General features: G+C 60.9%; 18 protein-coding genes and 1 riboswitch. Of the genes, 12 read left to right on the top strand and 6 right to left on the bottom strand.

Annotated elements, in window-relative coordinates; genetic code table 11:
* The first annotated feature begins 21 nt into the window (after positions 1–21).
* Entirely contained in the window at positions 22–822 is an 801-nt protein-coding gene (locus KBP52_RS16055; RefSeq protein ID WP_212620533.1) for a hypothetical protein, read from the top strand.
* Positions 823–826: 4 nt separating this feature from the next.
* Here KBP52_RS16055 and KBP52_RS16050 read toward each other — a convergent pair whose 3' ends face one another.
* The 4 genes from KBP52_RS16050 to KBP52_RS16035 all read right to left on the bottom strand — a co-directional run bounded on the left by KBP52_RS16050 (position 827) and on the right by KBP52_RS16035 (position 4,336).
* Positions 827–1,789 carry a metal ABC transporter ATPase gene (locus tag KBP52_RS16050; protein ID WP_077570552.1) on the bottom strand — a complete coding sequence of 321 codons (963 nt, stop codon included), beginning with the start codon at positions 1,787–1,789 and terminating at the stop codon, positions 827–829.
* Positions 1,790–1,820: 31 nt separating this feature from the next.
* Entirely contained in the window at positions 1,821–2,633 is an 813-nt protein-coding gene (locus KBP52_RS16045; protein ID WP_212620532.1) for an aldo/keto reductase, read from the bottom strand.
* The gene (locus KBP52_RS16040; protein ID WP_077570556.1) at positions 2,630–3,805 is read right to left on the bottom strand and encodes an FAD-dependent oxidoreductase; all 1,176 of its coding nucleotides are present in this window, start codon (positions 3,803–3,805) and stop codon (positions 2,630–2,632) included. The genes KBP52_RS16045 and KBP52_RS16040 overlap by 4 nt, the downstream gene beginning before the upstream one ends.
* A 198-nt stretch (positions 3,806–4,003) precedes the next feature.
* Positions 4,004–4,336, bottom strand: coding sequence for an SMR family transporter (locus KBP52_RS16035; RefSeq protein WP_007915730.1), 333 nt, complete (start codon positions 4,334–4,336; stop codon positions 4,004–4,006).
* Between the two features lie 109 nt (positions 4,337–4,445).
* Here KBP52_RS16035 and KBP52_RS16030 point away from each other — a divergent pair, with 109 nt between their 5' ends.
* Positions 4,446–5,342, top strand: coding sequence for a LysR family transcriptional regulator (locus KBP52_RS16030; protein WP_212620531.1), 897 nt, complete (start codon positions 4,446–4,448; stop codon positions 5,340–5,342).
* A gap of 11 nt (positions 5,343–5,353) precedes the next feature.
* On the top strand, positions 5,354–6,628 hold the full coding sequence (waaA, locus tag KBP52_RS16025) for a lipid IV(A) 3-deoxy-D-manno-octulosonic acid transferase (RefSeq protein ID WP_116032008.1): 1,275 nt from the start codon (positions 5,354–5,356) through the stop codon (positions 6,626–6,628).
* 90 nt (positions 6,629–6,718) lie between these two features.
* Here waaA and KBP52_RS16020 read toward each other — a convergent pair whose 3' ends face one another.
* The gene (locus KBP52_RS16020) at positions 6,719–8,152 is read right to left on the bottom strand and encodes a TolC family outer membrane protein (RefSeq protein ID WP_038360286.1); all 1,434 of its coding nucleotides are present in this window, start codon (positions 8,150–8,152) and stop codon (positions 6,719–6,721) included.
* Positions 8,153–8,358: 206 nt separating this feature from the next.
* A riboswitch (TPP riboswitch) is annotated at positions 8,359–8,464 on the top strand.
* 146 nt (positions 8,465–8,610) lie between these two features.
* Here KBP52_RS16020 and thiC point away from each other — a divergent pair.
* Both thiC and cytX read left to right on the top strand, forming a co-directional pair.
* The gene (gene thiC / locus KBP52_RS16015; protein WP_116032005.1) at positions 8,611–10,500 is read left to right on the top strand and encodes a phosphomethylpyrimidine synthase ThiC; all 1,890 of its coding nucleotides are present in this window, start codon (positions 8,611–8,613) and stop codon (positions 10,498–10,500) included.
* Positions 10,501–10,639: 139 nt separating this feature from the next.
* Positions 10,640–11,932: a putative hydroxymethylpyrimidine transporter CytX gene (cytX, locus tag KBP52_RS16010; protein WP_212620530.1), complete on the top strand. Its 1,293-nt coding sequence runs from the start codon at positions 10,640–10,642 to the stop codon at positions 11,930–11,932.
* Here the strand turns inward: cytX and KBP52_RS16005 are convergent.
* Positions 11,901–12,647 (bottom strand): RsiV family protein, encoded by a 747-nt coding sequence (locus tag KBP52_RS16005; RefSeq protein WP_212620529.1) that lies wholly within the window; start codon positions 12,645–12,647, stop codon positions 11,901–11,903. The two genes, cytX and KBP52_RS16005, sit on opposite strands and share 32 nt — an antisense overlap.
* A 228-nt stretch (positions 12,648–12,875) precedes the next feature.
* On the opposite strand from KBP52_RS16005, the gene KBP52_RS16000 reads away from it, so the two are divergent.
* The 7 genes from KBP52_RS16000 (at position 12,876) to KBP52_RS15970 (ending at position 19,223) form a co-directional block, all read left to right on the top strand.
* Positions 12,876–13,493: an NUDIX domain-containing protein gene (locus KBP52_RS16000; protein ID WP_077570568.1), complete on the top strand. Its 618-nt coding sequence runs from the start codon at positions 12,876–12,878 to the stop codon at positions 13,491–13,493.
* Positions 13,484–13,936 (top strand): DUF1249 domain-containing protein, encoded by a 453-nt coding sequence (locus KBP52_RS15995; RefSeq protein WP_016985685.1) that lies wholly within the window; start codon positions 13,484–13,486, stop codon positions 13,934–13,936. Before KBP52_RS16000 ends, KBP52_RS15995 begins: the two co-directional genes overlap by 10 nt.
* A gap of 99 nt (positions 13,937–14,035) precedes the next feature.
* On the top strand, positions 14,036–14,851 hold the full coding sequence (gene cpdA / locus KBP52_RS15990) for a 3',5'-cyclic-AMP phosphodiesterase (RefSeq protein ID WP_212620528.1): 816 nt from the start codon (positions 14,036–14,038) through the stop codon (positions 14,849–14,851).
* Positions 14,852–15,155: 304 nt separating this feature from the next.
* Positions 15,156–15,764: a YqiA/YcfP family alpha/beta fold hydrolase gene (locus tag KBP52_RS15985; protein WP_077570573.1), complete on the top strand. Its 609-nt coding sequence runs from the start codon at positions 15,156–15,158 to the stop codon at positions 15,762–15,764.
* A 41-nt stretch (positions 15,765–15,805) separates the two neighbouring features.
* Positions 15,806–17,713, top strand: coding sequence for a DNA topoisomerase IV subunit B (parE, locus tag KBP52_RS15980; RefSeq protein WP_212620527.1), 1,908 nt, complete (start codon positions 15,806–15,808; stop codon positions 17,711–17,713).
* Entirely contained in the window at positions 17,713–18,702 is a 990-nt protein-coding gene (locus KBP52_RS15975; RefSeq protein ID WP_077570577.1) for an esterase-like activity of phytase family protein, read from the top strand. Before parE ends, KBP52_RS15975 begins: the two co-directional genes overlap by 1 nt.
* The gene (locus KBP52_RS15970) at positions 18,699–19,223 is read left to right on the top strand and encodes a TIGR02281 family clan AA aspartic protease (protein WP_034151665.1); all 525 of its coding nucleotides are present in this window, start codon (positions 18,699–18,701) and stop codon (positions 19,221–19,223) included. The genes KBP52_RS15975 and KBP52_RS15970 overlap by 4 nt, the downstream gene beginning before the upstream one ends.
* Position 19,224 lies beyond the last annotated feature (1 nt).

Below are 19,224 nucleotides of genomic sequence, written 5' to 3'. Positions count from 1 at the left end.
ACTTTCAAAAGGTGCTGTTGAGTGTTGAAAATTGCCGTGGCTTTTTTCGGGATCCCGAGGAATTCGCCGATCTGTTTCCCCTCCATCGAACAGAACGTGCTGGCGCAGTTGCCTGCGGGCAGCGACGTAAAGTGCTTCTACCACCTGTACCAGATCGATGAGGTGCAGAACTCGCGTTCCGGCGAGAAAGGCGAGCTGACGGCGGATAATTACCAGCCCTTCGAATCCATGACCGGCACGCTGACCTCGACCGAGGGGGTGCTGGAGCGCTGGGATTTCGAGCAGGTCAAAGCGCAGGGCGATACCTGGGCTGATGACTATGCGTCGCTGCGCAATCTGATCTATCAGCTCAATTCGCTGCACACCGTGACCACCATGATCGAATCCTTCAACCCGGATTTCGTCGTGTTCGTGCGCCCCGACAATTTCTTTCACAACGCATTGCCACGCTATGTCTTCGCTCATCCTGAGGTGCGCAAGCACAACGCTTATATTCCGGACTGGCAGTGGTGGGGCGGCTTGAACGACCGGTTTGCGATTTGCGGGCGCGATACATACGTCGCGTACGGCAAGCGGATCGAGCGCATTTTCGATTTCTGCAAGGCGACAGGCCGAAAGCTGCATTCCGAGCGCTTGCTCAAATATGCCCTGCAGCAGGTCGATGCCAAAATCTGCACGCTGCCGACCCAGGCATCACGGGTGCGCATTACCGGTGCCTTTGCCGAAGAATCGTTTTCGCCCAAGCGCGGCATGGGCAAGCGCGAAAACCGCTACTTCCATTTCTTCGCCGGGTTGCGCACCTGGTGGGATCGCCGGCGCTAAACCGCTATTTGGCGGTTTTTTTACCCAGCCCGACTAATCGCAGCGCCTTGATACTCAGCTGCTTGAGACCCTGACGCGGGGCTTTCGCCGGTTGCAGGCCCTGTTGCACCAACCAGTCCTTCCAGCGTATCCGCTCCTCGCGCACGACCCAGCCGGTTTGGGTGGCAAAGCTCTCGGCCAGATACAGACCTCGGGTGCTGGCCGGTATGAGTTTGTCGCGCTTGAGCGTGTACAACTCGGCCAGTGGCGCGCCGTCCTTGAGTGGCATCAAGTACAGGTCGGGGCGCTTGCGGTCGAGTCGGGCCACCAGTTGATCACCCTCAAGACGCTCGTCAACGTGGAACAGGCTCAAGGATTTTGCTTCCTTGGGCACATCCAGGCGCAGATCGTAGATCAATTGCAATGAGGCGGTCGGCAGGTGCACGTAGGCCCGAGGCCGTTCGAGCAATTGCAGATTGGCGCTGCGTATGGGGCGCGCCGAGCCGGACAATGGCGTCAGGCGAAACGGCAAAGCCTCGCGGTAGTGCAACGCCGCCGAGTAGGGCGCCGGCAGCCAAGTGTCGTTGAAGCGTCCGCCGAGCCAGCCTTCTGGCGTCTCGAGCAAACACTCTTCGGCAATTTCCTGAATGGCGGTGTGCAGCGGAATATTCAATTCGTGGGCCGGCACGTAACCGGAAATCAACTTGAGCACGACGTCGCCGCGATCCTGTCGGCGTTGGCGCACCAGCACCCAATAGTCGCGATTCTGCCAATGCAGGGTCAGGCGTACCGAAACGCCGAGGTTGGCCAGTTCCAGCGAGAAGCGCTCGGTATCGGCCACGCTCACCGGTTTGCGCCGCTGCAAGGTCTGCGCGAAGTTCAGCGGCATGCCGACGCTCTGATAGGTCAGGCCTTCGGGGGTGGCTTCGACGAACAGCGGCAGGGTCTTGAAGTTGCTTGGGTTCTTTCTGATGAGCGTGCGCGGCATATCGGCTCCTGCTTAAGGCCGCGAGGCGGCGTCAGTGACCACGTAGGACCTGGGCAACGGTCGCAACGTTGTGGGCGAGGTGCAGCGGATTGATCGTGCCGACAATAGCACTGGCCACGCCAGGCTGCGCGAACAGCAATTGGAAGCTGGCGCGCACCGGATCGACGCCGGGGCTCAGGCAAACATGACCGCTGGCCAAGGCTTTTTTCACCAGAATGGCTTTGCCGTGGGCAGCAGCATAGTCAATGACAGCTTTCTCGTTTTGTTCGTTCAGATTGTAGGTGACCATCGCGCAGTCGCCTTGCTCCAGTGCTTTCAAGCCACCTTCGACGGTTTTGCCGGAGAAACCGAAGCCGCGAATCTTGCCTTCGGCCTTGAGCGCCGCGAGTGTCGCGTAAACCTCTTCGTGCTCGAGGATGGCCATGTCGTTGCCGTCGGAATGCACCAGCACCAGGTCGATAAAATCGGTTTCAAGACGTTGCAGGCTGCGTTCCACCGACATCCGTGTGTGTGCTGCACTGAAATCGTGCTGCGACAGACCATCGGCGAATTCTTCGCCGACCTTGCTGACAATTACCCAGTCTTGCCGCTGGCCGCGTAGCAACGGGCCAAGGCGTTCTTCGCTGCGGCCATAAGCCGGGGCGGTGTCGATCAGGTTGATGCCCAGATCGCGCGCCTGACGCAGCAGCATGCGCGCTTCGTCGTCGCCGGGAATCTGAAAACCGTTGGGGTATTTCACGCCTTGATCACGGCCGAGTTTGACCGTGCCCAGACCCAGTGGCGAAACCATCAGGCCGGTGCTGCCCAATGGGCGATGAAGGTTGTGCAGGGTGGCGATAGTCATGGCAGCAACTGCTCCCAGGCGGGAACGCCCATTGGGGGTTTTGGCAGCGCCGGCAAAGGTTCGGCGGCTTGCGGCTGAATACCGTCGCGCTCAAGGGAGGCGATGACTCGGTCAGCAAAGTCTGGCGCCAACGCCAGTTTGGTCGGCCAGCCGACCAGCAAACGGCCCTGTTCGGCGAGGAACGCGTTGTCCGGGCGCGTGAGGCCGGTTTGCAGTGGCTCGGCACGGTCGACACGCAGGGTCGCCCATTGTGTGGTGCTGAGGTCGATCCACGGCAACAACTGTGCGATCTCTTTCTGCGCGGTGGCGATCTGCTCGGCCGGTTCGCGATTCACACCTTCGCTTTCGGCGATGTCGCCGCCCATGTACCAGACCCACTGACCGTCAGCGGCCGGGTGGGTGGTCACGGTGATGCGCGGTTTGGTGCCGCCACCCAGGCAGTGCGCGTACAGCGGTTTGAGGCCTGGGCCTTTGGCGATGATCATGTGCAATGGTCGGCGTTGCATGGCCGGCTGGCTGAGGCCGAGGTGTTCGAGCAGTTGCGCGGTGCCGGCGCCGGCGCTAAGGACGATGCGCTGCGCGCGGATCTCGCGCCCGTCGACTTTCAAGCCGACCAGCACGCCCGCTTCCAGCAGTGGCTCGATGGTTTGCCCGGCGAGCAGGCCATCGCCGGCCAGATCGGCCAGACGCTGAATCAGGCTCGGCACGTCGACCACCAGTTCGGCGAGGCGGTAAACCTTGCCCTTGAAGCGTTTGTCTTGCAGGGCCGGCGGCAGTTGCTCGCCCTTGACCTGATCGACCCGGCCGCGCACGGCTTTGCTGGCGAAGAAACTGGTGAGGTTGCCGGCCAGAGTGCCCGGCGACCACAAGTAGTGAGCTTCGGACAGCAGGCGCACACCGGACAGATCCAGTTCGCCATTGCCGGCCAACGCTTCACGCCAGCGCCGCGGCATGTCGGCGATGGCTTCCGAGGCGCCGGTCAGCGCACCGTGTAGCGCGTACTTGGCGCCGCCGTGGATGATGCCCTGGGACTTCACACTCTGCCCGCCGCCGAGGCTGGCGCTTTCCACCAGCACGGTCGAAAAACCCTGACGGCGCAGACGCGCGTTCAGCCAGAGGCCGGCGACACCAGCGCCGACAATCAGAACGTCGGTGGAAATAACGGATGGCATGCAGCGACCTCAGTGTTCAAGACGAGGGCGCAGTATACAGACTCGGGAAAGGGGCGGATTTGTCGATGATCAACAGAGGGAATGCAAACCTGTAGGAGTGAGCCTGCTCGCGATAGCGGTCTATCAGACGACATAAATGTTGAATGACAGATCGCTATCGCGAGCAGGCTCACTCCTACAGGGGGATGTGTTTTGTCTTTAGTGGCCGGCAGTTTTCGAGAACAGCTGGATCACGACGACGCCCAGCACGATCAACGCCATCCCCAGCATCGCCGGGATATCCAGTTTTTGCCCGTAGATAAACAGCGCCGCGACACTGACCATCACGATGCCCATGCCGGCCCAGACCGCGTAGGCGACGCCGACCGGAACGGTGCGCACCACCAGCGTCAGCATCCAGAACGCAATCGCGTAACCGACGATAACCAGCACCAACGGCAGCGGCGTGCTGATGCCTTTGACGGCTTTCATCGACACGGTGGCGATCACTTCGGCGCAGATGGCAATGGCCAGGTAAGCGTAGGCGTTCATGGTTCAAATCCTCAAGGTGAAACGTTGTTGGCTGAGCCGCATTCTAGAGATTCGCCAGATGGGGTAAAGTCATTACCTATCTGTTAACAAGATGGGTTGGTGAGTCAGCATGCAATGGAATCTCGATCAACTGCGGGTGTTTATCGGCGTTGCCGAGCAGCGTTCGTTTTCGGCAGTGGCCCGCCAGCAGCGCAAAGCGCAGTCGGCGATCAGTAGCGCGATTGCCATGCTCGAAGAGGATTTGGGCGTCAGCCTGTTCGAGCGTAGCAGCGGCCGCCAGCCAACGCTCACCGAGGCGGGCGAAGCGTTGTTGGAAGAGGCGCGGGAAGTCCTGCGCCAATGCGAGCGTCTGAATGGCCGGGCGATGGCGATGATGCGTGGCCAGGAAGCGCAACTGCGCGTGGCCCAGGACGAGGCGATGCCCTATCAGGCATTGGTGGAAAGTTTCGGTGAACTGGCCGAGCAATTCCCCAGCCTTGAAGTGCAACTGACCAGCGCCGCCCAAGGCGAAGTCGCACACAAACTGGTCGAGCGCCGGGCCGATCTCGGTCTGCTGTTCTATCACGATGAAATCCCCGAAGCGCTGGAGCGCCGCGTGCTCGGCAGCGTGGAAATGGTCACGGTTTGCGGCATCAATCATCCGCTGGCGCAACAGTCTTACGTGACCTGCCAGCAACTGGCGCAACACCGGCAATTGCTGATGTCGACGCAAACCAGTGTCTATCCCGGCAACGAACCCGCCAGCCCGCAAGTGTGGCGCGCCGACAGTTTTTACGTCATGTCCGAATGGCTGGTGCGTGATCTCGGCTGGGCCTGGTTGCCCCGGCATGTGGTGCAGTACTCGGCCTATCAGGGCTTGATGGTCGAACTCGACAGCGAATGGACGCCGCCGGCGCTGGTGGTCGAACTGGTCTGGCGCCGTGACGAACCGCTCGGCCCGGCCGCGCGTTGGCTGGCCGAACGTTTTGCCGTGCACTTGCGGGCGATCGGCGAAAAAAGTCGATAAACTCCGCCGCCATGAATAGAACTCTGTACACCGCGCTGTTTTACCTGGGGCTGCCATTGGTGGCGATTCGGCTATGGCTGCGTGCGCGCAAGGCACCGGCGTATGCCCGGCGGATTGGCGAACGTTTCTCCTACGGCATGCCGACGCTGCAACCCGGCGGCATCTGGGTGCACGCGGTGTCGGTGGGCGAAAGCATTGCTGCGGCGCCGATGATCCGCGCCTTGCTGCAACGTTATCCGACGCTTCCGATCACCGTGACCTGCATGACGCCGACCGGTTCGGAGCGGATTCAGGCGCTGTTCGCTAATGAACCGCGCATTCAGCATTGCTATCTGCCGTATGACTTACCGTGTGCGGCGGCGCGTTTTCTTGATCGCGCTCAGCCCAAGCTTGCGGTGATCATGGAAACCGAGCTGTGGCCCAATCACATTCATCAGTGCGCCAAACGCGGTATTCCGGTGGCGCTGGCCAATGGACGTTTGTCCGAGCGTTCGGCGCGCGGCTATGGCCGCTTCAGCAAGCTGACCGCGCCGATGCTCGCCGAAATGAGTTTGTTCGCCGTACAGACCGAAGCTGAAGCCCAGCGCTTCCGTAATCTCGGCGCGCGTGCGGAGACAGTCGAAGTCACCGGTTCGATCAAGTTCGACCTGACCATCGACCCGCAACTGCTGCAACGCGCCGCTGAACTGCGTGGCCAATGGCAGGCGCTGGAGCGTCCAGTGTGGATCGCCGCCAGTACCCACGAAGGCGAAGATGAAGTGGTGCTCGATGCCCACCGTCGTTTGCTGGCTAATCACCCGGATGCGCTGCTGATTTTGGTGCCGCGTCACCCGGAACGTTTCAACTCGGTGTTCGAACTGTGCCAGCGCGAAGGCTTCGCCACGGTTCGGCGTTCGACTGGGGCCAATGTCGATGCGCAGACTTCTGTTCTGCTCGGCGACACCATGGGTGAGTTACTGTTTCTTTATGCCTTGGCGGACAGCGCGTTTGTCGGCGGCAGCCTGGTCGCCAACGGTGGGCACAACCTGCTGGAGCCGGCAGCCTTGGCGAAACCAGTGATCAGCGGCCCGCACCTGTTCAACTTTCTCGACATTGCTGCGCAATTGCGCGAAGCCGGAGCGTTGGCGGAAGTGGATGATGCCGAAGGGCTGGCGGTGGAGGTGCAGCGCTTGTTCGAATTGCCGCGCGATGCGCAGCGTATGGCCGACGCCGGGCTGGCGGTGATGCGCCGCAATCAGGGCGCATTGCAGCGTTTGCTGGATGGGTTGGGCCGACTGATCAAGTAAAGCAAAAAGATCGCAGCCTTCGGCAGCTCCCACATTGGAATACGTTTCCTGTAGGAGCTGCCGAAGGCTGCGATCTTTTGCTTTTAAGGCTTAGGGCCGGGCTTTTAGCTGCGCCTCGGCAGCCTTGGCCAGATCCGGCGGGAGGAAATCCTTGTCCGGGTTGTAGTCAGCCTTCAGATAGCGCCGCAGATCTTCCAGATCACCCGGATTCAGCGTTCCCGCCGCCTGCTTCAGACGCAGGTTGTCGAGGATGTAGTCATAACGCGTGTTGTTGTAGTTGCGCACCGAGGTGTACAGCTGACGCTGCGCATCGAGCACGTCAACGATGTTGCGCGTGCCGACCTGATAACCGATTTCCGTGGCTTCCACCGCGCTCTGGTTGGAGATGATCGACTGGCGGCGCGCCTGCACTTGCTCGACATCGGTGTTCACTGCGCGGTGCAGGTTGCGGGTGTTTTCGACGATCTGTCGACGCAGCGATTCGCGCTGTTGTTCGCTCTGATTCAGTTGCTCATACGACTGACGCACTTGCGAGCTGGTCAGTCCGCCGCTGTAGATCGGGATATTCAGTTGCAGACCGACCGTGCTCTGCTCGACGTTGTCACGGTACGGCACGCCAAAAGCGTTCGGGTTGGAAAAGCCGAGGGCGTCGTTGTCACCCTTTTCGTATTTGGCCACGGCATCGAGGGTCGGCAAGTGGCCGGCCTTGCGTTGCTTGAGCGTTTGCTCGGCAGAGCTGACCGCGTAGTTGCTGGCGAGCAGATTGAGGTTCTGCCGCGCCGCCGTGTCGACCCAGGATTTCGCATCGTTCGGCGCCGGTGGCAGGATCGGCAACGTGTGGACGATGCCTTGAATCGAGTTGTACTGACGGTTGGTCAGGGTAATCAGCGCTTCGAATGCATCGTCGACCTGGCGTTGCGCAACGATGCGGTTGGCCCGTGCGGTGTCGTAACTGGCTTGCGATTGCAGCACGTCAGTCTTGTCCGACAGGCCGACGTCGAAGCGTTCGTTGGATTGGTCGAGCTGGCGCTTGAACGCCGCTTCTTCGGCCTTGGTCGACGCGAGGTTGTCCTGGCTGCGCAGCACGTTGAAATAGCTTTCGGCCGATTGCAGGATCAGGTTCTGCTCAGTCGCCGACAGTTGCAGCGCGGCTTGCTCATTGACGTCTTTGGCGGCCTGGTACTGGAACCAGCGATCGGCGCGGAACAATGGTTGGGCGAGGGTCGCCTGATACGAGTGAGCGCTGCGATTGGCCGTGGCCGAAGGCTGATCGATCGACGTCCGTACATTGGCCACTTCGGCACCGCCGGACAAATTCGGCAGCAGCCCGGCACGCGCCTGCGGCACCACTTCTTTCTGCGCGCCGTACTGGGCGCGGGCGGCGGCGAGGTCGGCGTTGTTGTCGACCGCCTCCTGATAGACGCTGACCAGATCGGTTTTGGTCGACAAGGGCGCTTCTGCTGCCCAAGCCATTGCGTTGGACGCACAAGACACGGCAACAGCCAGTGAGAGTTTGCGCAGCATGAGGCGATCCCTAGCATTAATATTATGGAAGTAATCCGGGCGCCAAAGGTAAGGCGCAGGCCCCGCAGCGTCAAGGCGTCGCGGGGCAAAGCGAGTGTAGTTGCGCATTTGCCTCACAACAATCGGGCGAACCTGTGTATTTGCGCCATTCATCATGGTGATTGCTGCGGTGTTGGCGTTCTTTGCCGGTTGTGTCTAGACTGGCCGGGTTCTTGTCGGGGTGCCTTGCTATGAGGCTGAGATCGAATAATTTCGGATCCCGTTGAACCTGATCAGGTTAGCGCCTGCGTAGGGAACAAGATTTCTCGTCACCCGGCGAGTCCTCTTGTGCTTCGTCCGGGAAATTGTTCGACAATCGAACGCTCGACGACGATGCACAGCACCGGTCCTGGTGCGTCCGTGCCTTTCAGGTTCTGCTCCGACAATCCACTGCCTGGATGCTGTCTGGAGAGCCCGTGATGAATACAAAATCAAAAAACGCGATCAACCTGAGTGACTCGGCCAAGGTCGACGAGCAATCGGTCAAGCCGTTCACCCGTTCGCAAAAAGTCTACGTTCAGGGCTCGCGCCCGGACATCCTCGTGCCGATGCGCGAAATCACCCTTGACGTGACCCCGACCGACTTCGGCGGCGAAATCAACGCGCCCGTCACCGTCTACGACACCTCGGGCCCGTACACCGATCCGAACGTGGTGATCGACGTACGCAAAGGCCTGGCCGATGTGCGTTCGGCGTGGATCGACGACCGTGGCGACACCGAGCGTCTGGCCGGCCTTAGTTCCAACTTCGGTCGCGAACGCCTCGCCGATCCGGAATTGACCAAACTGCGCTTTGCCCACGTCAACAATCCGCGCCGCGCCAAGGCCGGTGGCAATGTCACGCAGATGCACTACGCGCGTCAGGGCATCATCACGCCCGAGATGGAATTCGTCGCCATCCGCGAAAACATGAAACTTGAAGTGGCCCGCGCCGCCGGTCTGCTGGATCAGCAACACCCGGGCCACAGCTTCGGCGCCAGTGTGCCGAAAATCATCACCCCTGAATTTGTCCGTGAAGAGATCGCCCGTGGCCGCGCGATCATTCCGGCCAACATCAACCACACCGAACTTGAACCGATGATCATCGGCCGTAACTTCCTGGTGAAGATCAACGGCAACATCGGCAACAGTGCCTTGGGTTCGTCCATCGAAGAAGAAGTGGCGAAACTGACCTGGGGTATTCGCTGGGGCGCGGACAACATCATGGACTTGTCCACCGGCAAGCACATTCACGAAACCCGCGAGTGGATCATCCGCAACTCGCCGGTGCCGATCGGCACGGTGCCGATCTATCAGGCGCTGGAAAAAGTCGGCGGCGCGGCCGAAGACCTGACCTGGGAGCTGTTCCGCGACACGCTGATCGAGCAGGCCGAGCAGGGCGTCGACTACTTCACCATTCACGCCGGCGTATTGCTGCGCTACGTGCCGCTGACCGCCAAGCGCGTGACCGGTATTGTTTCCCGTGGCGGTTCGATCATGGCCAAGTGGTGCCTGGCGCATCACAAGGAAAACTTCGCCTACACGCATTTCGAAGAGATCTGCGAAATCATGAAAGCCTATGACGTCAGCTTCTCGCTGGGCGATGGCTTGCGTCCGGGGTCGATTGCCGACGCCAACGATGCCGCGCAATTCGGCGAACTGGAAACCTTGGGCGAACTGACCAAGATCGCCTGGAAGCACGACGTGCAAACCATGATCGAAGGCCCGGGCCACGTGCCGATGCAGTTGATCAAAGAGAACATGGACAAGCAGCTGGAGTGCTGCGACGAGGCGCCGTTTTACACCCTCGGCCCGCTGACCACCGACATCGCCCCGGGCTACGATCACATCACCTCGGGTATCGGTGCGGCGATGATCGGCTGGTTCGGTTGCGCGATGCTTTGCTACGTGACGCCGAAGGAACACTTGGGCCTGCCGAACAAGGATGACGTGAAGACCGGGATCATCACCTACAAGATTGCTGCCCACGCAGCGGACTTGGCGAAAGGGCATCCGGGCGCACAGATTCGCGACAACGCCTTGAGCAAGGCGCGTTTCGAATTCCGTTGGGAAGACCAGTTCAACCTCGGCCTGGACCCGGACACCGCGCGTTCGTATCACGATGAAACCCTGCCGAAGGATTCGGCCAAGGTCGCGCATTTCTGTTCGATGTGCGGGCCGAAATTCTGCTCGATGAAGATCACCCAGGAAGTCCGCGAATACGCGGCCAACCAGCGGATCGACGCGGTCGACGTGGACGTCGCCCAAGGCCTGGCGGAACAGGCCGAGCGGTTCAAGAAGGAAGGTAGTCAGCTGTACAAAAAGGTTTGATCTGACCTGAAAGGGTGGGCCTGCAAGGGCCCCTTCGCGAGCAGGCTCGCTCCCACTTTGGAATGCATTCAAATGTGGGAGCGAGCCTGCTCGCGAATGCGATCAACACAACAACAAATGTCCCTCTGAGATAACACCCTTGAGCATTCAACCCAGCACTTATTCTCCCGACCTCGCCGTGCCCGCCGACAAGCGTGTATTTGGCGGTCGCGATCTGTTTTCCCTGTGGTTCTCCCTCGGTATCGGCCTGATGGTTCTGCAGACCGGTGCATTGCTCGCGCCAGGTCTGGGCCTGTCCGGTTCGCTGCTGGCGATTTTCCTTGGCACGCTGGTCGGCGTGCTGTTGCTGGCCGCCGTCGGCGTGATCGGCAGTGACACTGGCCTGTCGTCGATGGCCGCGCTGAAACTCAGCCTTGGCCGCAAAGGCGCGAGCCTGCCGGCGCTGCTCAATCTGCTGCAACTGATCGGTTGGGGCTCGTTTGAAATCATCGTCATGCGCGACGCCGCGAGCCTGCTCGGCACCCGTGCGTTCAGCGAAGGTTCGCTGTGGTCGAACCCGATGTTGTGGACGCTGTTTTTCGGTGCTCTGGCAACCTTGCTCGCGGTCAGCGGGCCGCTGACTTTCGTCCGGCAGATCCTGCGCAAGTGGGGCATCTGGCTGCTGTTGGCGGCGTGCCTGTGGCTGACCTGGAACCTGTTTGCCAAAGCCGATCTGGCCGATCTCTGGTCGCGTGCCGGTGACGGTTCGCTGCCGTTCGCCGTGGGCTTCGACATCGCCATTGCGATGCCGCTGTCATGGCTGCCGCTGATCGCCGACTACTCGCGTTTCGGCAAGCGGGCGAAGAATGTTTTCGGCGGTACTGCCGTTGGTTTCTTCATCGGCAACTTCTGGCTGATGAGCCTCGGCGTCGCCTACACCCTGGCCTTCGCGCCGAGCGGTGAAGTCAACGCGCTGCTGCTGGCTCTGGCCGGTGCCGGTCTGGGCATTCCGCTGTTGCTGATTCTGTTGGATGAGTCGGAAAACGCCTTCGCCGATATTCACTCGGCGGCGGTTTCCAGCGGGATTCTGTTGCGCCTGAAAGTCGAGCATCTGGCCTTGGCCATCGGCGTGATCTGCACGCTGATCGCACTGCTGGCGCCGTTGGCGCAGTACCAGAATTTCCTGCTGCTGATCGGCTCGGTGTTTGCGCCGCTGTTCGGCGTGGTGCTGGTGGATCACTTCATCCTGCGCAAACGCAGTGCTCAGGTCGCGTCGGCCGCATTGCGCTGGCCGGCGTTGTTGGCGTGGCTGGGGGGCGTGAGCACCTACCATTTGCTGGCGAATCTGTATCCGGATGTCGGCGCAACCCTGCCGGCGCTGGTGCTGGCAGGGCTGTTGCAGCTAGTGCTGGGCCGGGCCTTCAGTTACGGCCGGGAAACAGCTCGGGCTTGAGAATGCTGTTCAGACGCGGATAAGGAATCTTCAGTTCGACGTGGCCCAGCGCGTAAGGCGCAATGGTGGTCACGTCGTACTTGAGGATCACGCCGCCGTAGGTCAGCGCCACGTTCGGGGTTTTCACGAACGGCCAGTTCGCCACGAACTCCGGCTCCTGATCGAGCTTGGTGCTGATCAACCAGCTGTTGTGCGCGACTTGCGCTGCCTTCCAGAACGCCTCTTCCTGACCCGGCATCAGCATGTCGGACAGGTTCAGCACTTTGTGCTGCTGGCGCGAATAGTTGATGAAGCCGCGACCCGGGGTGCCATGCGCGCCGCCGGTGTCGAGGTAGCTCGACAACTCGATGATCACCAAGCCGTCATGCTGCTCACGTACTTTCGCTTGCAGGTAGCTGCTGTTGCGTGGGCCGGCGCTGGCCAAAAACTGATCGCGGTAGGCCGCCAGGGTCGGCGCTACCGGGGCGTTTTTCTCGGTGCGGGTCATTTGCAGCAGACGTTTTTCGATGATGCCGTCCAGCGCAGGTTCGGCCGGGAAGCGCAGGGTGTCGATGTTCACCAGCGGGCAATCCGGGTTGGAACAGCCCGGTTTCAGTTGTTCCGACGCATCGCGGGTGGTTTCCAGCGGCGTGCGGTAATTGGGTTGGAACAGGCTGGCGCACGCGCCCAGGGTCAGGGCAATGGCGGCCACGGAGGCAATTTTGAAAAGCGACATGGGCGTCCTTTCGAAAGCAGGGGAAGGCAAAAAGATATCCGCTTCGACTCTCGCAGAAGCAGTCAGTTCGCCACTAAGCTAATTAGAGTGGGTTTCGCCTCCACCGTCCATCCCGCTGACGGTAAAGGGGCTGCATCAAACCGTTCGGGCGCGTTAGGATGGCGCGAAGTCGAGGTTGCCAGTCACACAGAGCAACCTGGTAATGGATCTGCAGTAAAGAGGATGCTCATGACTGATTTTGCCAACGCCATTCCGACCGCTGTCGATATCGTGCGGCGCGAAAAATGCTACGAGGGCTTTTACAAGCTCGACCGTGTTCACCTGCGCCATGAATTGTTCGCCGGTGGCATGAGCCGCGAAATCAACCGTGAAATCTTTGTCCGTCACGATGCCGTGTGCATGCTGCCGTACGATCCGCAGCGCGATGAAGTGGTGCTGATCGAGCAGTTCCGCATCGGCGCCATGGGCAAGACCGACAATCCATGGCTGGTCGAGCTGGTCGCTGGTCTGATCGATAAGGATGAACAGCCGGAAGAAGTTGCTCACCGCGAAGCGCAGGAGGAAGCTGGGCTGGACATCAAGGCCCTGTGGCCGATGACCAAATATTTCCCGTCGCCGGGTGGCAGCAACGAGTTCGTGCATTTGTACTTGGGGCGTTGCAGCACTGACGGCGTTGGCGGCCTGCATGGCCTGGAAGAAGAGGCAGAAGATATCCGCGTCACGGTCTGGGCCTTTGAAGATGCCTTGCAGGCCGTCCGTGACGGACGCATTGCCAACGCGGCGAGCATCATCGCTTTGCAATGGCTGGCGCTGAACCGCGCCGAAGTGAGGGGGTTATGGTCGTAAACAAGTTGCGCGATCGCTATCGAGTCGACCTCGTGGGGCTGCAAGCCGCCTGCGAGGCCAACTACGCGCGCCTGATGCGACTGCTGCCGGACATGCGCAACGAGCCTGAGGCGCGGCGCATCGCCGTGACCCAAGGCGAGCAGATGCTCGGCGTGCTGGCCCTCGAAGTGCTGCAAACCTGCCCATACACCACAACGTTGCAAGTGCGCCAGGAACACAGCCTGCCGTGGTTGCCGGTGCCGCAACTGGAAGTGCAGGTCTATCACGACGCGCGCATGGCCGAAGTGGTCAGCGCCGAACATGCACGACGCTTTCGTGGCATCTATCCTTATCCGAATGCGGCGATGCATCAGCCGGATGAAAAGGCTCAGCTCAATCTGTTTCTGGGGGAATGGCTGAGTCATTGCCTGGCGTTGGGGCACGAGTACGAAGTCGTACGCTAGTTGTGAACTGCGTCCGGTTCGGCGGTTTCCTCTTTCTGTCATCCCCCAGCATAATTGCGGCACTCGATCGATTCCGTGCTTTTGCCTTGGGAGAACGCCTTGCCGAGCGTATCCACGTTGACCACCGCCGATCCGGCGTTGCTGGTGCAGTTGTCCGACAGCCATTTATTCGCTGAAGCGGACGGCACGCTGCTGGGCATGAACACCCGCGACAGCCTGCAAAAGGTCATTGAGTTGGTGCTGGGGCAGCAGCCGCAGATCGATCTGATTCTGGCCACCGGCGATATCTCCCAGGACGGCACGCTGGAGTCGTATCAGCAATTTCGCCAGCTGAGCGCGCAGATCGCTGCCCCGGCGCGGTGGATTCCCGGTAATCACGACGAACCACAGATCATGGCGGTCGCCGCCGTTCAAAGCGCATTGCTGGAACCGATTGTGGATATCGGCAACTGGCGGGTGACGATGCTTGATTCGGCTGTGCCGGGTTCGGTGCCGGGGTATTTGCAGGACGATCAACTGCAACTGCTGGCCCGCTCGCTGAGCGAAGCGCCGGAGCGTCATCATCTGGTGTGCTTCCACCATCATCCGGTGTCGATTGGTTGCGCATGGATGGAGCCGATTGGCTTGCGCAATCCTGAAGCATTTTTCGAGGTGCTGGATCGTTTTCCACAGGCCCGCGCGGTGTTGTGGGGGCATGTGCATCAGGAGGTTGATCGCGAGCGCAATGGCGTGCGCTTGATGGCTTCCCCTTCGACGTGCATTCAGTTCGAGCCGGGGAGTGAGGATTTCAAGGTCGGGGAGCAGGCGCCGGGGTATCGCTGGTTGCGGTTGTTGCCGGATGGGCGGTTGGAGACTGGCGTGGAGCGCGTGACTGGTTTTGCTTTTACCGTTGATTACGGTTCCGAAGGTTACTGATTTTCGATCAAGAGCCCCTCATCGGAACGCCGCCCGCCCAGCCCTCTCCCGGTGGGAGAGGGGGCCGACCGAGGTGTCTTTCGCAATCCATCGACCTGAAGCAGCGTTGTCGATTATGGATTCACAGCAAAGCGTTCAGGTCGATGTAGTTCGCAAATATCCCCCATTCGGTCCCCTCTCCCTCCGGGAGAGGGCTAGGGTGAGGGCAGCTCGTGCTGTCACACCAAATTATCAAGCCCACCCCCAATCCGCTCTTCTCTCCCTGTAAACTCCGCAAACCCAAACCGACACCCAGGGAGCTCAAATGTCCGGTTCGATCCTCTATATCCACGGTTTCAACAGCGCCCCAGCCTCGAAAAAGGCCTGTCAGCTGGTAACGGTGATGGAGCAACTGGGTTTGAGCGACAAACTGCGTGTTCCGGCCCTGCATCACCACCCGCGCGAAGCCATCGGTCAGTTGGAACAAGCGATTGCCGAACTGGGCAGCCCGCTGCTGGTGGGAAGCTCACTCGGCGGCTACTATGCGACTCACCTGGCCGAGCGCCATGGCCTGAAAGCCCTGCTGGTCAACCCGGCGGTCAGCCCGCACCGGATGTTCGACGGCTATCTGGGCACGCAGAAAAACCTGTATACCGATGAAACCTGGGAATTGACCCACGACCACGTCACCGCTCTGGCTGAACTGGAAGTGCCGGCGCCTCAGGATGCCCAGCGCTATCAGGTCTGGTTGCAGACCGGCGATGAAACACTGGATTATCGCCTCGCCCAGCAGTATTACCGGGCCTGTGCCTTGCGCATTCAGGCTGGCGGCGATCACAGTTTCCAGGGGTTTGCCGGGCAATTGCCGGCGTTGCTGAGTTTTGCCGGCATTGGCGCCGATGTGTATCAGGCAATCGATTTCACCGCACTGTGAAGTCTTGCCCCTATTTCATGAATGACTGACGACGAGACCTTATGGCCACTCCCAGCGCTAGCTCTTATAACGCCGACGCCATCGAAGTCCTCTCGGGCCTCGACCCGGTGCGCAAACGCCCCGGCATGTACACCGACACCAGTCGGCCGAACCACCTCGCCCAGGAAGTCATCGACAACAGCGTCGACGAAGCCCTGGCCGGCCACGCCAAATCGGTGCAGGTCATCCTGCACGCCGACCACTCGCTGGAAGTCAGCGATGACGGCCGTGGCATGCCGGTCGACATCCACCCGGAAGAGGGTGTGTCGGGCGTTGAGCTGATCCTCACCAAGCTCCACGCGGGCGGCAAGTTTTCCAACAAGAATTACCAGTTCTCCGGCGGTCTGCACGGCGTGGGTATTTCTGTGGTCAACGCCTTGTCGACCGAAGTCCGTGTGCGCGTAAAGCGTGACGGCAGCGAATACCAGATGACGTTCGCCGATGGCTACAAAGCCACCGAGCTGGAAATCGTTGGCACCGTCGGCAAGCGCAACACCGGCACCAGCGTGTACTTCGCGCCGGATCCGAAATACTTCGACTCACCAAAATTCTCCATCAGCCGCCTCAAGCACGTGCTCAAGGCCAAGGCCGTTTTGTGCCCGGGCCTGCTGGTCAGCTTTGAAGACAAAGGCACTGGCGAGAAAGTCGAGTGGCATTACGAAGACGGCCTGCGCTCCTATCTGGTCGATGCCGTCAGCGAATTCGAACGCCTGCCGAACGAGCCGTTCTGCGGCGCTTTCGCCGGTAACAAAGAAGCGGTCGACTGGGCGCTGCTGTGGCTGCCGGAAGGTGGCGACGCGGTGCAGGAAAGCTACGTCAACCTGATCCCGACGGCGCAGGGTGGTACCCACGTCAACGGTTTGCGTCAGGGCCTGCTCGATGCGATGCGCGAGTTCTGCGAATTCCGCAGCCTGCTGCCGCGCGGCGTGAAGCTGGCGCCGGAAGACGTCTGGGAGCGCATCGCGTTCGTCCTGTCGATGAAAATGCAGGAGCCGCAATTCTCCGGCCAGACCAAAGAGCGTCTGTCATCCCGTGAAGCGGCGGCGTTTGTCTCCGGTGTGGTCAAGGACGCCTTCAGCCTGTGGCTCAACGCCAACCCGGAAACCGGTCTGGCGCTGGCTGAACTGGCGATCAACAACGCCGGTCGTCGCCTCAAGGCCAGCAAAAAGGTCGAGCGCAAACGCGTCACTCAGGGCCCTGCATTGCCGGGCAAACTGGCGGACTGCGCCGGGCAGGATCCGATGCGTTCCGAGCTGTTCCTCGTCGAAGGTGATTCCGCTGGCGGTTCCGCCAAGCAAGCGCGGGACAAGGAATTCCAGGCGATCCTGCCGTTGCGCGGCAAGATCCTCAACACCTGGGAAGTCGACGGCAGCGAAGTGCTGGCCAGCCAGGAAGTGCACAACATCGCCGTGGCCATCGGTGTCGATCCGGGCGCGGCGGACATGAGTCAGCTGCGTTACGGCAAGATCTGCATCCTCGCCGACGCCGACTCCGACGGACTGCACATCGCAACCTTGCTGTGCGCGTTGTTCGTCCAGCATTTCCGCCCGCTAGTGGATGCCGGTCACGTCTATGTGGCGATGCCGCCGCTGTACCGCATCGACCTCGGCAAAGAGATCTACTACGCCCTCGACGAAGCCGAGCGTGACGGCATTCTCGATCGTCTGGTCGCCGAGAAGAAACGCGGCAAACCACAGGTCACCCGATTCAAAGGTCTGGGTGAAATGAACCCGCCACAGCTGCGTGAAACCACCATGGACCCGAATACTCGGCGTCTGGTGCAACTGACGCTGGGTGAAGACTTCGCCGAAACCTCGGAAATGATGGACATGCTGCTGGCGAAGAAACGCGCCGGTGACCGCAAGACCTGGCTCGAATCCAAAGGTAACCTCGCCGAGGTGCTGGCCTGATGCGGTTTGGCTGGGCCTTGGCGGGTGCGTTGCTGCTGAGTGCGATGAGCGTGTCGGCCGAGCCGTTGCAGGAATTGCGCGTGCTCTCCGAGCACCCGGTCGACGGCATGCGCGGCGGCAACCTGTCGGGGCTGGCCATGTGTGGCGGCGAGTTGTGGACGGTGTCGGACCGCGATGACGATCAGATCTATCGGCTCAATACCGCCGATCAGGTCTGGCAGGCCGAAGCCTTGCACATCGACGTACCCCTGGTGCCGGACACCGGTTTGCCGTGGGGGTTGCGCTCGCGCAATTGGGCCGCGTCGTTCGTGCGCGGTGGCGATCTGGATTTCGAAGGCATCAGCTGCGACAGCGCCGGTAATCGCTACATTGTCAGCGAGGGTCATGCGGCGGTCTTGCAGGTGCCCGTCAGCGGCCCGGTCAACTGGCTGAAGATCTCGCCGATGATGGTTCGCGAAGCGCGGGCCAGCGGCATGCTCCTGCATTTCAATGCGATCTTCGAAGGCCTGGCGATCAGCCCGGCGGGCGATCAGATGTGGCTTGCCGCCGAGCGGCAAAGCCGTGGCTTGCTGCTGATCAAGCGCCAGCAGACGGTGTGGGATTGCGACGGTCGTTGCGTGCTGCTCAGCGAGGGCGGCAAGGAAATGCAGCCGCCGCAGTTTCCGAAGGCCAGAGCGGTCGACCGAGACTTTTCCGACCTTTCGTTGTTTAACGGCAAATTGTTTACCCTTGAGCGCAACGCCTTCCAGATTTGTCGGCGCGATGCGCAGACCGCCAAGGTCGAGCGTTGCTGGTCGTACGCCGCGGAACTGTTGCAGGCCAACCGCCGTTACTCGCAGAACTTCGGGTTGGAAGAGGCGCTGATCGTTGACGCTGATGGTGCATGGGTCGGCGTCGACAACAATTTCGGCCCGCGCGCCGACGGTGAGGTTCGGCCGATCGTCTGGCGCTTCGCTGCACCTGACGGTGGCTGGAGCGCCAAGCCATGAGCCAGCAACCGCCGGGCAAGCGCGCCGGTCGGGTGCTGATGATTCTGGCGTGGTGCGCGGCACTGTTTCTGGCGACGCGGTTTTTCGGCCAGTGGGAGCAGCGCCAGCAGAATCCGAACGTGGTGGTCACGTCGGAGCAGGGCGAAGGTTTTATCGAGGTGAAACTGGCCGGCAATGCCCAGGGGCATTTTGTCGCCAGTGGTCAGATCAACGGTGAGCCGGTGGAGTTCATGCTCGACACCGGCGCAACCGATGTAGCGATCCCGGCTGATCTGGCCAAACGTTTGAAGCTGGAAGAAGGTTTCGGAGTGACCCTGAGCACGGCCAATGGCTTGAGCCAGGGCTATCGAACCAAAATCGACCGCCTGCAACTGGGCGACATCGTGCTGCGGGATGTTCGCGCACTGGTGGCGCCGGGGCTGCATGGCGATCAGGTGCTGCTCGGCATGAGCGCCCTGAACAAACTTGAATTTACTCAGCGCGGTGGCACCATGCTGCTGCGCCAGACAACGAACCGATGAG

It is taken from the genome of Pseudomonas sp. SCA2728.1_7 (assembly GCF_018138145.1).
GTDB classification, from domain to species: domain Bacteria; phylum Pseudomonadota; class Gammaproteobacteria; order Pseudomonadales; family Pseudomonadaceae; genus Aquipseudomonas; species Aquipseudomonas koreensis_A.
This window is presented reverse-complemented; position numbering and strand designations above follow the sequence as displayed.